13 protein-coding genes are annotated in these 15,298 nt (G+C 62.3%); 11 read left to right on the top strand and 2 right to left on the bottom strand.

Translation table 11 applies throughout. The features are described 5' to 3' along the window. Positions 1-137: 137 nt before the first annotated feature. From secG to A9K65_RS22050, 4 genes are all read left to right on the top strand, one after another. Positions 138-608 (top strand): preprotein translocase subunit SecG, encoded by a 471-nt coding sequence (secG, locus tag A9K65_RS22065; protein WP_064995874.1) that lies wholly within the window; start codon positions 138-140, stop codon positions 606-608. 209 nt (positions 609-817) lie between these two features. After that, a complete protein-coding gene (locus A9K65_RS22060) occupies positions 818-1,945 on the top strand; it encodes a L,D-transpeptidase (protein WP_064995875.1) in 1,128 nt (375 codons plus the stop codon). A 137-nt stretch (positions 1,946-2,082) separates the two neighbouring features. Beyond that, positions 2,083-3,720 carry a CTP synthase gene (locus A9K65_RS22055; RefSeq protein ID WP_013531733.1) on the top strand — a complete coding sequence of 546 codons (1,638 nt, stop codon included), beginning with the start codon at positions 2,083-2,085 and terminating at the stop codon, positions 3,718-3,720. A 10-nt stretch (positions 3,721-3,730) separates the two neighbouring features. Then, positions 3,731-4,267 (top strand): DUF1697 domain-containing protein, encoded by a 537-nt coding sequence (locus tag A9K65_RS22050; protein WP_027161570.1) that lies wholly within the window; start codon positions 3,731-3,733, stop codon positions 4,265-4,267. 38 nt (positions 4,268-4,305) lie between these two features. Here A9K65_RS22050 and A9K65_RS22045 read toward each other — a convergent pair whose 3' ends face one another. Both A9K65_RS22045 and A9K65_RS22040 read right to left on the bottom strand, forming a co-directional pair. Further along, on the bottom strand, positions 4,306-5,763 hold the full coding sequence (locus A9K65_RS22045; RefSeq protein ID WP_024503329.1) for an NCS1 family nucleobase:cation symporter-1: 1,458 nt from the start codon (positions 5,761-5,763) through the stop codon (positions 4,306-4,308). Between the two features lie 239 nt (positions 5,764-6,002). Further along, the gene (locus A9K65_RS22040; RefSeq protein WP_024503328.1) at positions 6,003-6,905 is read right to left on the bottom strand and encodes a LysR substrate-binding domain-containing protein; all 903 of its coding nucleotides are present in this window, start codon (positions 6,903-6,905) and stop codon (positions 6,003-6,005) included. A gap of 247 nt (positions 6,906-7,152) precedes the next feature. Between A9K65_RS22040 and A9K65_RS22035 the strand changes: the two genes are divergently transcribed. From A9K65_RS22035 to A9K65_RS22005, 7 genes are read left to right on the top strand one after another with little or no spacing between them, the layout of a single operon-like run. After that, on the top strand, positions 7,153-8,667 hold the full coding sequence (locus A9K65_RS22035) for a leucyl aminopeptidase (protein WP_064995876.1): 1,515 nt from the start codon (positions 7,153-7,155) through the stop codon (positions 8,665-8,667). A 52-nt stretch (positions 8,668-8,719) separates the two neighbouring features. Continuing rightward, on the top strand, positions 8,720-9,625 hold the full coding sequence (locus tag A9K65_RS22030) for a proline iminopeptidase-family hydrolase (protein WP_027161573.1): 906 nt from the start codon (positions 8,720-8,722) through the stop codon (positions 9,623-9,625). A gap of 18 nt (positions 9,626-9,643) precedes the next feature. After that, positions 9,644-11,305, top strand: coding sequence for an ABC transporter substrate-binding protein (locus A9K65_RS22025; protein ID WP_024503325.1), 1,662 nt, complete (start codon positions 9,644-9,646; stop codon positions 11,303-11,305). A 39-nt stretch (positions 11,306-11,344) separates the two neighbouring features. Next, positions 11,345-12,361, top strand: a complete 1,017-nt coding sequence (locus A9K65_RS22020) for an ABC transporter permease (protein WP_027161574.1) — start codon at positions 11,345-11,347, stop codon at positions 12,359-12,361. Next, positions 12,361-13,332 (top strand): ABC transporter permease, encoded by a 972-nt coding sequence (locus A9K65_RS22015; protein ID WP_013531725.1) that lies wholly within the window; start codon positions 12,361-12,363, stop codon positions 13,330-13,332. Before A9K65_RS22020 ends, A9K65_RS22015 begins: the two co-directional genes overlap by 1 nt. Then, positions 13,329-14,288 (top strand): ABC transporter ATP-binding protein, encoded by a 960-nt coding sequence (locus A9K65_RS22010; protein ID WP_024503324.1) that lies wholly within the window; start codon positions 13,329-13,331, stop codon positions 14,286-14,288. The genes A9K65_RS22015 and A9K65_RS22010 overlap by 4 nt, the downstream gene beginning before the upstream one ends. A gap of 8 nt (positions 14,289-14,296) precedes the next feature. After that, positions 14,297-15,283, top strand: coding sequence for a dipeptide ABC transporter ATP-binding protein (locus A9K65_RS22005; protein ID WP_013531723.1), 987 nt, complete (start codon positions 14,297-14,299; stop codon positions 15,281-15,283). The last annotated feature ends 15 nt before the right edge of the window (positions 15,284-15,298 follow it).

The raw sequence follows: 15,298 nt of genomic DNA, 5'->3' as shown, positions 1-15,298 counted from the left end.
CACGAAATCGTTGCAAAGGACGGGTTGCTTCCCATATTCCGGCCACGGGCTTGGAAATGCCGTCAAAGCATTGTATTGAGCCGCCTCCAATTCACCGGTCGTGTCCGCGGCCGGGCAAGGCCTTGCCAGGATAAACTATGGAAACCGTACTGATCGTCATCCATCTCATGGTCGTGCTCGCCCTTGTCGGCGTGGTGCTGCTGCAGCGTTCCGAAGGCGGTGGCCTCGGCATCGGTGGCGGGTCCGGCTTCATGACCGCGCGTGGTGCGGCCAATGCGCTGACGCGTGCGACGGCGATCCTGGCGGCTGCCTTCTTCGCCACCTCCTTGACCCTGTCGATCGTCGCCCGCTACGGCGAAAAGCCGATCGATATCCTGGACCGCGTGCCGGCGACCTCGGACGGCGCCGGCAAAGGCGTGCTCAACCAGTTGCCTGGAACCACAACTTCGGCGCCCGCGGGCACCACCACGCCGACGCCGCCTTCCGGCAACGATGCTTCGGCTCCTGCGACTGCCCCGGCCACTGCGCCTGCCGCCGGCTCGACGCCGCCGGCGACCAACGGCACGGCTCCCGCCGCACCGGCGACCCCGCAGGTTCCAAACCAGTAGTCCTCGGTGCCTGAACCGCGATCTGTGGTCGTTTGAACACAGTCGCGGCAAATGCAGCGAGATCACGAAGATTCGACGGGGTGAGGCATAGCCCCACGCTTGAGGCGGCCGCGCTTATTCGACTATAGATTGCACGCGGCATTTCCGGCGCCCTTGGGGGGCGCTGGGCGACGCCGTGGCAACAAGCATAGAACGATCGGATCTTCGCCATGCAGCTTCGCAGCTTCATTTTCCTGGGACTTTGCGCCGCACTCGGCGTGAGTTCCCCCGCTTTCGCAGGCGTTCCGGCCAATATGGCCGCACAGCCTTCGGCTGAAACAACTTCTGCCATCAACATCGCCGTCAAGAGTGATGCGTCGCAACTGAAGCTTCTCAAGAAGAAGAAAAACCCGACGCCCGACGACCTCGCCCAGATCAAGAAGATCGAGGCCAAGATCGTTGCCGACAAGGAAGCCGCCAAAGCCAAGGCGCTCGAAGCCAGGAAGCTGGCAATGCGCGAGGCGGCAAAGGCCAAGGCCGACGCGGAACGGCAGGCGTTCCTTGCCAAGAAGGGCAAGAGCGCGCCGGCAACCGAGGTGGCCGATGCCAAGCCGGCCAAGAAGCAGGCTGCCAAGATCATCGAGCCTATCGAACCGATAGCGCCGATCCAGTCGGCCGAGCCGCTTCCGGCGGAGGCCATGAACGTCGCCCTGACCGGCAACAATGGCGAACTGCGCAGCGAAGTCATCGGCCAGAAGAAGCCGAGCGGCGGCGGCCTGTTCGCCGGCCTTTTCGGCGGGACGTCGTCCGGCTCCTCGATAAGCTATCTTCCCGAGACGCGGGCTCTCGATCAGGCTCTCGCCAAGAGGGAGGCCAAGAAGCAGTTCAAGGTGAAGCCGGAATTCGTGCCGCAGGACGTGGAATTCACTGGTTACGATGCCGGCACCATCGTCATCGACACCAGCGCGCGGCGCCTTTACCTCGTCGAATCATCTTCCACCGCGCGGCGCTACGCCATTGCGGTCGGTCGCGAAGGCCTGCAGTTCAAGGGCACGGTCGCGGTCGGTGACAAGCAGGAATGGCCGCGCTGGATCCCGACGCTGGACATGCAGAAGCGCGAGCCGAAGCATTACGGCCAGTATAAGGACGGCATGCCTGGCGGTGGCCAGAATCCGCTCGGCGCCCGCGCCATCTATCTCTATGACGGCAAGAAGGACACGCATCTGCGCATCCACGGCACCATCGCGCCGCAGTCGATCGGAACCAGCGCCTCTAATGGCTGCTTCCGCATGATCAACGAGCACGTCATGGACCTCTACAGCCGCGTCAGGGTTGGCACCAAGGTCGTCATCATCTGACGTTTTCGTCATCCTGCCGAAAGGGCCGGCTCAGCCGGCCCTTTTGTTTTGCCCTATTCACGATCCGAGCGCCTTCTTGGGAAAAAACCTTCGCGGTGGTTTTTTCTCTGGCGGAATCAATCCGGCCGCGTTAAGCGATGACTCCCATGGCGCGATATGTATTCATCACAGGCGGCGTGGTTTCCTCACTTGGAAAAGGCATTGCCGCAGCGGCCCTTGGGGCTCTCCTGCAGGCGCGAGGCTATCGCGCACGCATCAAAAAACTCGATCCCTATCTCAATGTCGATCCGGGGACGATGTCGCCGTACCAGCATGGCGAGGTTTTCGTCACCGACGATGGTGCGGAAACCGATCTTGATCTTGGCCATTACGAGCGCTTCACAGGCCGCTCCGCCAACCAGCAGGACAACATCACCACCGGCCGCATCTACAAGAACATCATCGAGCGCGAGCGGCGCGGCGACTATCTCGGCGCCACCGTGCAGGTCATCCCCCACGTCACCGACGAGATCAAGAATTTCGTCCTCAACGGCAATGACGACTATGATTTCGTGCTGTGCGAGATCGGCGGCACGGTCGGCGACATCGAGGCGATGCCGTTCCTGGAGGCTATACGCCAGCTCGGCAACGACTTGCCGCGCAACAATGCCGTCTACGTGCATCTGACGCTGATGCCCTATATCCCGACGGCCGGTGAGCTGAAGACCAAGCCGACTCAGCATTCGGTCAAGGAACTGCGCGGCATCGGCATCGCGCCCGACATCCTGCTGGTCCGCGCCGACCGCGCTATCCCCAAGGAAGAGCGCAGAAAACTGTCGCTGTTCTGCAATGTGCGCGAAAGTGCCGTGATCCAGGCGCTCGACGTGCCGCATATCTACGACGTGCCGATGGCCTATCACAAGGAAGGGCTCGATTCGGAAGTCCTGGCCGCCTTCGGCATCGATCCGGCGCCGAAGCCGCGTATGGAGCCGTGGCAGGCGGTGTCCAACCGCATCCACAATCCGGAAGGCGAGGTGACCATCGCCGTTGTCGGCAAATATACCGGCCTCAAGGACGCCTACAAATCGCTGATCGAGGCGCTGTCGCATGGCGGCCTGGCCAATCACGTCAAGGTCAAGCTCGACTGGATCGAATCGGAGATCTTCGAAAAGGAGGATCCGACGCCGTGGCTGGAAAAGGTGCATGGCATCCTGGTTCCCGGCGGCTTTGGGGAGCGCGGCTCGGAAGGCAAGATCCTGGCGGCGAAGTTCGCGCGTGAGCGAAAAGTGCCGTATTTCGGCATCTGCTTCGGCATGCAGATGGCCTGCATCGAGGCGGCGCGGTCGCTGGCCGGCGTCGAGCATGCGTCTTCGACCGAGTTTGGTCCGACCGAGGAGCCGGTCGTCGGCCTGATGACCGAATGGCTGAAAGGCAACATGCTGGAGAAGCGCCGCGAAACCGGCGACCTCGGCGGCACGATGCGGCTCGGCGCCTATCAGGCCGAGCTCGCCAAGGGTTCCAAGATCGCCGAAATCTATGGGGACACGCAGATTTCCGAGCGCCATCGCCACCGCTACGAGGTCAATGTCGACTACAAGGAGCGGCTTGAGGATTGCGGCCTGGTGTTTGCCGGCATGTCGCCCGACGGCGTGCTGCCGGAAACGGTCGAATACCCGGACCATCCCTGGTTCATCGGCGTGCAGTATCATCCGGAACTGAAAAGCCGGCCGCTCGACCCGCATCCGCTGTTCGCCAGTTTCATCGAGGCAGCGGTGGAGCAGAGCCGGCTGGTGTAGCCGGTCGGCCATGCAGACCTATGTCGCGCTGCTTTACAGCATCATCCTGGGCGAGGGCCGCCGGGTCGTCATGGCCGATCTCAAGGCCATGGCGGAAGATCTCGGGCTGAAGAACCCGCGCACCCTGGTGGCGACCGGAAATCTGGTCTTCGAGGCGACGGCAACTGATATTGCCGACCTTGAACAGCGGCTGGAGGCAGCCTTCGAAAAAACCTTCGGCCGCCATGTCGACATCATCGTGCGTGGTGCCGAGGACTGGCTGAAGCTTGCCGCCGGCAATCCGTTCCCGGCCGATTCGGCCAAAGCAGGCGATCAGGTGGCCGTACGGGTGATGCGCAAGCCTGCGCCCGTGGAGGCCGTGACGGGGCTCCAGGCCTATGCCGGCGAGGATGAAAAAGTGACTTCGGTCGGCGGCGACATCTGGGTCGTCTTTTCGCGCGAGAGGCCAAGCTCGCGGCTGCTTGCGGCGATGAATCACAAGCGCATGGGCACGGGCACGTCGCGCAACTGGAACACGGTGCGCAGATTGGCCGAGATGCTCGGGTAGGTTTTGGGGCGGCTCTCGCCGCCCCAAAATTCACCTTGTCAGGCCTTCGCGGTCCTTGCGCCGGCGCCCAAAGCGGCGGTGCGCAGCACGTAGTAGATGATGCCGGCGATCGCCACGCCGAAGAACCAGCCATAGACACCCCACCAGGACGGCAGCCAGTTGGTGAAGTTGGGCAGGATCGACGAGAAGATGGCGCCGATGCCGGCGGCGATGAAGGCGTTGACGTGCCAGCCGCCCTGGAAGCGGAATTCGCCATCTTCGCGATAAAGCGCCTCGACGTCGACCTCACCCTTCCGGATCAGGTAGTAGTCGACCATCATCACCCCGAAAATCGGCCCCATCGTCGCGCCGATGATGTTGACGAAGGAAGCCGCACTGCCTTCCCATGGCGCGAAGGGATAGAGCAGCAGGGCGATCACGGCCGCGATATAGCCGCCCTTCTTGAAGTCGATCTGCCTGGGAAAGACATTGGAGAAGTCGAAGGCCGGCGAGACGAAGTTCGCCACGACGTTGATGCCAAGCGTCGCAACTGCAAAGGTCAGGGCAGCAAGGGCTGCCAGGAACCAGCTGTCGAATTTCGCCGATATCTGGTCGGGATGCAGCAGCACCTCGCCATAGACGTCAAAGGCGGCAATGGTGGTGACGCCGGCCACCAGAGAAAACAGGATCAGGTTGATCGGCAGGCCCCAGATGTTGCCCTTGCGCAGCGATGCCTTGTCAGGCGCGTAACGGGCGAAATCGCAGAAATTGAGATAGAGCGCCGAGAAATAGGTGACCCAGATCGCGGCCACCGCAAACAGCGAGGTCCAGGAGCCAGGCGTGCCGGGCACGCCCGCATCCTTCGTCTTGTCCAGCAGCACGTCCATCGGGATGTCGCTGGTGAAGGCAAATCTCCCGGATTTGACACAGAGATAGATCGCCAGGATCAGCATCATCACCCACACCGCGGGGCCGGCCCAGTCCTGGAAGCGGCGGACCGTTTCCATGCCGTTCTGGATGATCAGCAATTGCAGCCCCCAGATGACCACGAAGCAGATCACCTCCAGGCCGGTATGACCGAGGAAGTGCGTGCTGGCGTTGAAATCGGCGAACCATTGCGTGCGGATCAGCAGCGCCACGATCGCGCCCGAGGCGGCGGCAGTCTGCGCGCCGTACCAGAAGCAGGCGACGACGGCGCGCACCAGCGCCGGTATGTTGGCGCCCCAGATGCCGAAAGAGGCGCGGGCAAGCACGGGGTAGGGCACGCCCGTCTTCACGCCGGCATAGCCGACCATGTTCATCAGCGCGTAGATGATCAGCGAGCCGATGCCTATGGCGATGATGAAATTGACGAAGCCGCCGCAGAACAGGAACAGACTGGCGGCAAGATAGTAGCCCCAAAGGCTGTGGACGTCCGACGTCCAGACGTTGAAGATCGAGAATGGTCCCCAGTTTCGAACTTTGGCCGGAGCCAAATCCTCGTTGTACAGATCAGGTGAAGCACCCTGTATCGTCATGGCAATGTTCCCCTTTTGCAGCACGCGCCCTCACGCGTTGGCCGCGTGCAGGTTAAGCCTGCCGCAGGGGAACCGACAAGCAACCTATTTGCCGGCTTTGGCCTTAAAGATATTCAATGAGAACTGCGATTATCGATGCACGGCGATGGTGGGTCATCGCTGAACCACGGATGAGTCGAGGTTCGACGCGGGGATTCCAATCTGAAGCGGTGGCTCCCGACATCTTCGGTTGGGGGCATCTAAGCGATTGCCATCACCTGCTTGTGGTCCGCGACTTCGGCGAGCAGCCAATCCTGAAACAGACCGGTGCCTGGTTTGTTGCCGATGCTGCGACGCTGATGCAGGTAAATGCCGGCCGGATAGGTGTGGCGGGCACGGAACGGCGCGACCAGCTTGCCTTGCTGCAGAAAATCTTGCGCCATCATCGTGTCCGCAAGCGCTATTCCGGCGCCATTGATCGCTTCGCGCATGATCAAGGTGCAATCATCCAGTGTTGTGCTGGATTTTGGCGTCGTTTCCAGAACGCCTTCCTGCTCCAGCCAACGCTTCCATCTCATGGTTTCGCATTCATGGATCAGATGATGATTGACCAGATCGGCCGGCGATCGCAGCGGCACAGGCCCCTCCAGAAGCGAAGGCGCACAGACCGGCGTCAAAAGCAGCGGGATCAGCAGCGTCAGAGCCGGGCCGGCCTTGTAGACGAACTCGTCGACAATGGCCAAATCGAAGTTGGCGCGCTTGCCTGAAGTGGAGATCTCCAGATCCACCGACGGATGCAACCGGCGAAAGTTCGGCAACCGGTCCGCCAGCCAAAGGTTCAGAACGGTGGGCACGCACAAGACCCGAACACGTTGGATCTTGCCGTGGCGCGACCCCTCGGAGAGGCTGACGTCATCGGTGGCGCGCCAGATCGCTTCGAACGCCTCCGAGAGGCTGCGCGCATAGTAGGAGCCCCTTATGGTTGGCGTTATCTGGCGAAAACCGCGTTCGAACAGGTCCTGGCCAAGATTTCGTTCAAGCGCGCGGATGTGCCGGCTGACAGCCGAGGGTGTCAGATGCAGTTCTTCCGCCGCGTCCTTGACGCTGCCAAGGCGAGCGGCGGCCTCGAAAGCGCGCATGCCATTGAGTGAGGGAAGGGCCATTGGCCGATCATGAATTGTGAGTTGAGTTTTTGTCAATCGACATGGGCAGAATTCGCGTTTGATCGCCTGCCCTGTTAGGGGATACCCAGATGACAAGAGCAATTAAGTCGTCTCAAGAAAGCGACTATTTGGGGACCGGCATTATACCACGAACGGCGGAGACCGGCTTGACCAGTCTCCACCGGGGTGAGCGAAGCGTTGCTCGCTACCCGGCTGGTATTGCCGCAATCGGAGAGAGCGCCAGCCTATGCCTCAATCGCCAGCGCCGGTTTTCGAGACCGCGGACGAGATTTCCTCGGAAGCCTCCGTCGTCGTGATCTTGCAAACTGCCCAAACAGGCTTCGGCCCGCGGGCAGCCGCCTTGGATGCCGAGATGGGCGGGATTCTCTCGCGCGCCTGCTCCGACCCGGCCGCCTTGATCGAATCCGGCACCTGCATCGATCTTATTGCCCCGCAGTCCGTATCGCCCAAGCGCGTGGTCGTCCTGGCCCTGGGCAAAGCTGAAGCCGTAACCACCCTATCACTGGCGCGCGCCGGCGGTCTGCTTGCCGCGCATCTCGAGGGCAAGGGGGAATGCGCGCCCACCCTGGTCCTGGACCCGATCGCCGGCGTTGACCTGCCCGGCGCCGAAATCCTGGCGCGTGTCGCGCTTGGCATGCGGCTACGCCGCTATCGTTTCGATATGCGCAACCGGCGGCAAGGGGCGGGAGCGGATAGAACCTTGCGGGTGAAACTGGTAGGGGCTCGCGGCCCGGATCTGACAGCGGCGCTGGCGCGGATCAATGCCATCGCCGACGGCGTCGAATATGCACGCACCTTGGTCAACCTGCCGCCGAACCATCTCCATCCAGACAATTTCCACGATCATCTTGAGCCCCTGCGTGAAGCCGGCATCGACATCGAAATGCTTGATGCCGCGCAACTGAAGGAGCTCGGCATGAACGCGCTTCTTGCTGTCGGATCGGGCTCGGCGCGCCCGCCGCGGGTCGCTGTCCTGCGCTACCGGGGCAAGGGTGCTCCCGCCCAACCACTCGCTTTCGTCGGCAAGGGCGTCTGCTTCGATTCGGGCGGCCTCTGCATCAAGGGCGGAGCGCAGATGTTCGACATGAAAGCCGACATGGGCGGAGCGGCCGCTGTGGTCGGCCTGCTGATCGCACTCGCCCGGCAAGGCAGCCCGGTACACGTTGTCGGTGTTCTCGGCATTGCGGAGAACATGCCATCCGGCACGGCGCTCAAACCGCGCGACATCATCACGACGGCGTCCGGACAGACAGTGGAAGTGTTCGACACGGATGCGGAGGGACGCCTGCTTCTGGCCGACTGCCTCCACTATGCAGCCACGCGCTTCAACCCTTTAGTGATCGTCGATCTGGCAACGCTGACCTATTCGGTGACGCGTGGGTTGGGGTCGATATTCGCCGGCCTGTTCAGCACCGACGATGCCATCGCGTCACAGATGATCGCGGCCGGAGAAACGGTCGGCGAGCGGTTCTGGCGGCTGCCGCTCGACCGGGCCTACGACGAGGGCCTGCAATCGCCGTTCGCGGACCTGCGGCATCATGCCAAGGATATGGAAGATGGCGATGCTCCCTATGCCGCAGCCTTCCTGCGCCATTTCACGGAAGATCGCCCCTGGGTGCATCTCGACATCGCCAGCAAGGAACTGACCGACACCGATCGGCCGCTCGGCAGGCAAGGTGCCACGGCATTTGGCGTGCAGATGCTGGAAGAGTGGGTGCAGGTCACCCGTAACATGAGTTAGGCGCCTGCCGCCGCGGACGATAAAAGTACCTTCAATCGCACTGGGAATTGGGATGTCATCTGAGATCATCGGCATGGAAGGACGGGCCGCTTTTGGCGCCTACGAGACCTGGTATCGGGTCAGTGGCGAACTCGGCGGCGAAAAGGCGCCTGTGGTGATCCTGCATGGCGGCCCGGGCGTCGCTCACAACTATGTCGATGCCTACAAGCTTCTTGCGCGAAGGGATCGCGCCGTCATCCACTACGACCAGTTGGGCTGCGGCAATTCCACCTTGCTGCCTGAGAAAGGCGCCGATTTCTGGACACCTGGGCTGTTCATCGACGAGCTTGAAAACCTCGTCGACCACCTCGGCATTCGGACAGGCTTCCACGTGCTCGGCCAGAGCTGGGGCGGTATGCTGGGCGCCGAATATGCCGTGACGCGGCCGCAAGGCCTGAAATCGCTGACCATAGCCAACTCACCGGCTTCCATGAAACTGTGGGTCGAAGAGGCCAACCGGTTGCGTGCGGATCTGCCCGCGGATGTGCAGGAGACCCTGACCCGGCACGAACAGGCCGGCACGACGGACGATGCGGCTTACCAGGCTGCGACGATGGTGTTCTACGAGCGGCATGTCTGCCGGGTCGTGCCTTTCCCGCCCGAAGTCACGGAAAGTTTCGCCCAGGTCGTGCGCAATCCGACCGTCTATAATCTGATGAATGGGCCAAACGAGTTCCATGTCATCGGAACGCTGAGGAACTGGAGCATCGTCGAGCGCCTGCCGGCCATCGATGTTCCCACACTGATCATCTCCGGACGTCACGACGAGGCCACGCCCGCGACCGTGCAGCCCTACAAGGACGGCATCAAGGGGTCTCGCTGGGAGATATTCGAGCATTCCAGCCACATGCCGCATGTCGAAGAGCAAGATGCGTGCATGCGGGTGGTGGGAGACTTCCTGGACCACAACGATAACTGAAAAAAGGGGAATCAAGACATGAAGAAACTGCTTCTGGCGGCAACAGCCGCGGCATTGCTGGCCGGTACATGGCTGGCCCCGGCACAGGCCGAATATCTCAAGGAGCACCGAGGCGGCACCATCCGCCTGCTGGCCCGCTCCGCGGCGGGAACGCTCGATCCGCACATCAATTACACGGACCAGGGCTGGCAGATGTACCAGCCGATCTATGACGGCCTGGTGGCCTTCCGCAAGGCCGAGGGCATGGACGGTTTCACCATCGTCCCCGATCTGGCCGAGGCCCTGCCGCAGGTCAGCAATGACGGCAAGACCTTCACCTTCAAGCTGCGCAAGGGCATCAAGTTCTCCAGCGGCCAGGATCTTGGCGTGAAGGACGTCGTCGCTTCTTTCCAGCGCATCTTCAAGGTTTCCGGACCCACCTCCGGCACGTTCTATGCCGGCATCGTCGGGGCCGACAAATGCCTGGCCGACACCAAGAGCTGCACGCTGGAAGGCGGCGTTGTCGGCGACGAAGCGGCCGGCACCATCACCATCAACATCACCAAGCCGGATGCCGAGCTGCTCTACAAGCTTGCCTTGCCGCATGCCGTGGTCCTGCCGGCGGACACGCCCGCTGAAGACATGGGTTCCAAGCCCATTCCCAGCACCGGCGCGTACATGATCTCCGCCTTCGACCCGAACAAGGGCATGACGGTTTCCCGCAACCCCAATTTCAAGCAGTGGAGCGAAGAAGCCCAGCCGGACGGCTATCCGGATGTCGTCCAATATGATTTCGGCCTGTCCGAAGAGGCAGCCGTCACCGCGATCCAGAACGGCGAAGCGGACTGGATGTTCGACGCTCTGCCCAGCGATCGCCTGGGCGAACTGGGTAGCAAGTCCATGGACCAGCTGCACATCTCGCCGCTTTCGGCTTGGTGGTACGCGCCGCTGAACAACCGTCTCGCACCCTTCGACAATGAAAAAGCCCGTCAGGCCGTTGCCTATGCGATCGATCGCAACACGCTGGTCAAGCTGTTCGGCGGCAAGGTGCTGGCTTCGCCGGTCTGCCAGGTCCTGCCTCCGGACTTCCCCGGCCATGAAGACTATTGCCCCTTCACCAAGAATCCGGGCGCCAAATGGTCGGCCCCCGACCTCGACAAGGCAAAGCAGCTCGTTGAGGACTCCGGCACCAAGGGCCAGAAGGTGACCATCATCGTCGAGGACACCGCCATTTCGCGCTCCATCGGCGTCTATCTCCAGAGCGTGCTGACCAGCATCGGCTATGTCGCCGACGTCAAGCCGATCTCGTCGAACATCCAGTTCACCTATATCCAGAACACCAACAACAAGGTGCAGATGTCCGTCACCCAGTGGTACAAGGACTATCCGGCGGCTTCGGACTTCCTGAACATCCTGTTCAGCTGCGCCTCCTTCCGCGAAGGTTCGGACGCCTCGATCAACATCGCCGGCTTCTGCGACAAGGAAATCGACGCCAAGATGCAAAAGGCATTGGACCTCGGCGTCACCGATCAGAAAGCCGCCGATAAAATGTGGGCTGAAATCGACAGGCAGGTCACCGACAAGGCACCTGCCGTCGGCCTCTTCACGCCGAAGCGGCTCGATTTCGTCAGCAAACGTCTTGGCAATTTCAAGTTCAACCGGCAGTTCAACTGGATGATCACCCAATCCTGGGTACAGTAATGGCCTGGGTGCAGTAACGAACCGCGGAGGGGCACGTCCGTGTCGAACGTAGCTGTCGCCGCGCCGCGCAAAACGCGAGGGCCCTGGGCCGTCGCGTTTGCGAAGCTGGCAAGGGACAGGGCTGCCATGGCGTCGCTGGCCGTGTTCCTCCTCATCGTCCTTGCCTGCCTCAGTGCGCCTCTTTATGCGAAATGGGCAGGCGTGGACCCCTTCGCCTCGACGCTCGACGCCGTCATCCAGATCGACGGCGTCGACGTTCCAGTGATGGAACAGTCGACGGAGGGGCTCGGGCTTGGCTACACACCGCTCGGCCCGACCTGGCGGCTGGGCAATTACTTCCTCGGCGCCGACAGCCAGGGGCGCGATGTCATGGCCAGGATGCTCTATGGCGGGCTGAGCTCGCTGCTGATCTCCGGAGCAGCCACCATCTTCACCCTGATCCTGGGCACGGCGGCGGGATTGATCGCCGGCTATTTCGGCGGCGTCACCGACACGGTGCTGTCGCGCTTCCTCGACATACTGTGGGCGTTCCCCATTTATCTGCTGGCGATTTCGCTCTCCATCGTCACCATCGCGCATGGCATCACGATAGGACCGATCCAGATCGAGTCCGGCAGTCTGTGGCTGCCTGTCATCATCATCGGTATCGTCTACGTGCCCTATGTGGCTCGTCCGATACGCGGGCAGGTTCTGGCACTGCGCAAAAGCGAATTCGTGCTCGCCGCGATCAATCTGGGCGTGCCGGGATGGCGCATCCTGTGGCGCGACATCCTGCCCAACGTCACCACGACGCTGATCGTCTTCGTCCCGCTGATGATGGCGCTGAACATGCTCACGGAATCAGCCCTTTCCTTCATTTCGATCGGCGTGCAGCCGCCGGCCGCGAGCTGGGGCACCATTATCCAGGACGGACAGGCGCTGCTCTACACCAGGCCACTGGTGGCGCTGGTGCCGGGCCTGGCGATCGCGGTTTCCGTCATGGCGCTCAATGTCTTCGGCGACGGTCTGCGCGACGCGCTCGACCCGCGCTCCAAGGTTCGGCTGGGGCGCGACTGATGATCTACGCAATCCTGCGCCGGTTCGGCCAGATGCTGTTCGTGATGTTCGGCATCTCGGTCATCGTCTTCCTGATTTTCTTCGCCACGCCGGGCTCCGATCCGGCGGCGCGCATCGCCGGCCGCAATGCATCGCCCGAAGTGCTGGAGGCGGTACGCCACAGCTTCGGCTTCGACCGGCCGCTCTACGTGCAATATGTGACGATGATGGAGAAGATCTTCGTCACCGGCGATCTGACCTCCTTCGTCAATCGTGGCTGGAAGGTGGTGCCGGCGGTCATGGATTCGATCCCGGTCACGCTCTCGCTGGTGTTCGGAGCGGCGATCCTGTGGGTGGTCGTCTCCATCATCATCGGCATCGCCGCCGCCGCCACGCGCGGCAGCTGGCTGGATAAGCTGCTGATGGCGCTAGGGCTGCTCGGTATTTCGATGCCGGTGTACTGGCTGGGCGAGGTGATGAACCTGATCACCCAGAGCCGCTACCACGACAGCTGGGCGTTCTCCTGGGTGCCGCCGCTCGGCTACAAGAACTTCTCCGACGATCCAAAGGGCTGGTTCCTGACCCTGGTCATTCCGTGGATCACGCTGTCCATTCTCTACATCGGCATTTATGGGCGCGTGCTGCGCGCGGCGATCATCGAATCCCTGCAGGAGGACTATATCCGTACGGCCCGGGCCAAGGGCCTGTCGGAGACCCGCATCCTGCTGCGCCATGCCTTGCGCACGTCGCTCATCGCCTTCGTCACCTTGTTCGGCCTGGATTTCGGTGCGCTGGTCGGAGGCTCGGCCCTGCTGACGGAGGTGGTGTTCGGGCTGCACGGCATCGGCAAGCTCACTTATGACGCGCTGCAGAATCTCGATCTGCCGATGATCATGGCAACGGTGATGTACGCTTCGATGTTCGTGGTTGTTGCCAATGCGGTGGTCGATTTCGTCTACATCCTTCTCGATCCGCGCCTGAGGACATCATGATACTGTCGGTGCGCGACCTCAAAGTATCCTTCCGCACAAATGATGGCCTGGTGCGGGCCATCGATGGCGTTTCCTTCGACCTCGAGGAGAGCGAGATCCTCGGCGTCGTCGGTGAGTCCGGTTCCGGCAAGACCGTGTCGCTGCTGGCCGTCATGGGTTTGATCACCGATCCCAACGCCACCATCGAAGGCTCGATCCGTTACAAGGGCCGCGAACTGGTGGGACTGCCCGCGCGCGAACTGAGGCGGCTGCGCGGCAACGAGATCGCGATGATCTTCCAGGATCCGATGACCGCGTTGACACCTGTCTACACGATCGGCTGGCAGATCGCCGAACAGATCCGCGCGCATCGCAACATCAGCAAGTCCAAGGCGATGGAGCGCGTGGAGGAATTGCTGGCCGAGGTGAATTTTCCGAACCCGCACGAGGCGATGTCGCGCTACCCGCACCAACTGTCCGGCGGCATGCGTCAACGGGCGGTGATCGCAATGGCTTTGTCCTGCAATCCGGCGTTGCTGGTGGCTGACGAACCGACCACGGCGCTCGACGTCACCGTACAGGCCGGCATTCTCGATCTGGTGCGCAAGCTGCGCGCGACGCACAAGTCGGCGGTGGTCTTCATCACGCATGACATGGGCGTGGTCTCCGAACTCGCCGACCGGGTCATGGTCATGTATGCCGGCCGCGTGGTGGAGCGCGGCAGTCGCGCGGAGCTGTTTTCCGATCCGCGACACCCCTATACGCGCGCGCTGCTCGGTTCGATCCCGCCGCTGACCGGCGAAAAACCACGCCGCCTGCCGGCCATTCCCGGTTCGCCGCCGTCATTGCTGCGATTGCCGCAGGGCTGTGCGTTCGGTCCGCGGTGCCCAGTTCACTATGAGCCCTGCGAGGCCGGCAAACCCGACCTCGGGAGCGGCACTCATGCCGCGGCGTGCTTCAGGGTGGCACAGGCATGAGCGGATCGATGACCGACAAGAACCGCCCCATTATCGAGACGCGTTCGCTGGGCAAGCGCTTTTCCATCGGCAGCCGTTTTTCCGCCGAAGGCAAGCGAACCGTTCATGCGGTCGACAATGTTTCCCTGACCGTGTGGCGCGGCGAGACGGTCGGCCTGGTCGGCGAATCCGGATGCGGCAAGTCCACGCTGGCGCGCTGCCTAGTGAGGCTCTACGACATATCGGACGGCGAGCTTCTGTTCGAAGGCAACGATATCACCTCGAAGTCGCTGTCCGAACTCAGGCCGCTCCGGCGCCGCTTGCAAATGGTTTTCCAGGATCCGTCGGCATCGCTCAATCCGCGCCGGCGCGTCGGCGACCTGGTGGCCGAGCCGCTGCGCATCCATGGCAGGCTCTCGTCGAGCGAGATCACCAGACGCGTGGCGGAACTGTTCGACCTTGTCGGCCTGCTGCCGGATCACGTCATGCGGTTTCCGCACGAATTTTCCGGCGGGCAACGCCAGCGCGTCGGCATCGCGCGGGCTATTGCATTGAACCCGGACCTCGTGGTCCTCGACGAACCCGTCTCCGCGCTCGACGTGTCGGTGCAGGCGCAAATCGTCAACCTGCTTGCCGATCTGCAGGAGAAGCTCAATCTCACTTACATCTTCATCGCCCACGACCTGTCGGTGGTACGTCAGGTTTCAACCCGCATAGCGGTCATGTATCTCGGCTCGATCGTCGAAGAAGGGCCGGCGGAAGAAGTGTTTGCAGCACCGGCCCATCCCTATAGCCAGGCGCTGATCTCGGCGGTTCCTATCGTGGAGACGACGCCCAGCGGGACGCGCAAGCGCATCATCCTCACCGGCGACGTACCGAGCCCTCTGAACCCTCCAACCGGCTGCCGTTTCCATCCCCGATGCCCGATCGCGGCGGAGCGCTGCCGTTCGGAGCGGCCGCAGTTGCGGGAATACCGACCCGGTCGCAAAGTCGCCTGCCACTTTCCGACGATGTAGGCGACACTCACCACC

Source organism: Mesorhizobium sp. WSM1497 (genome assembly GCF_001672455.2).
In the GTDB taxonomy this organism is placed as follows: Bacteria; Pseudomonadota; Alphaproteobacteria; order Rhizobiales; family Rhizobiaceae; genus Mesorhizobium; species Mesorhizobium ciceri.
Note: the sequence above shows the minus strand (reverse complement) of the source record. Positions and strands in the feature narration are given on the sequence as shown.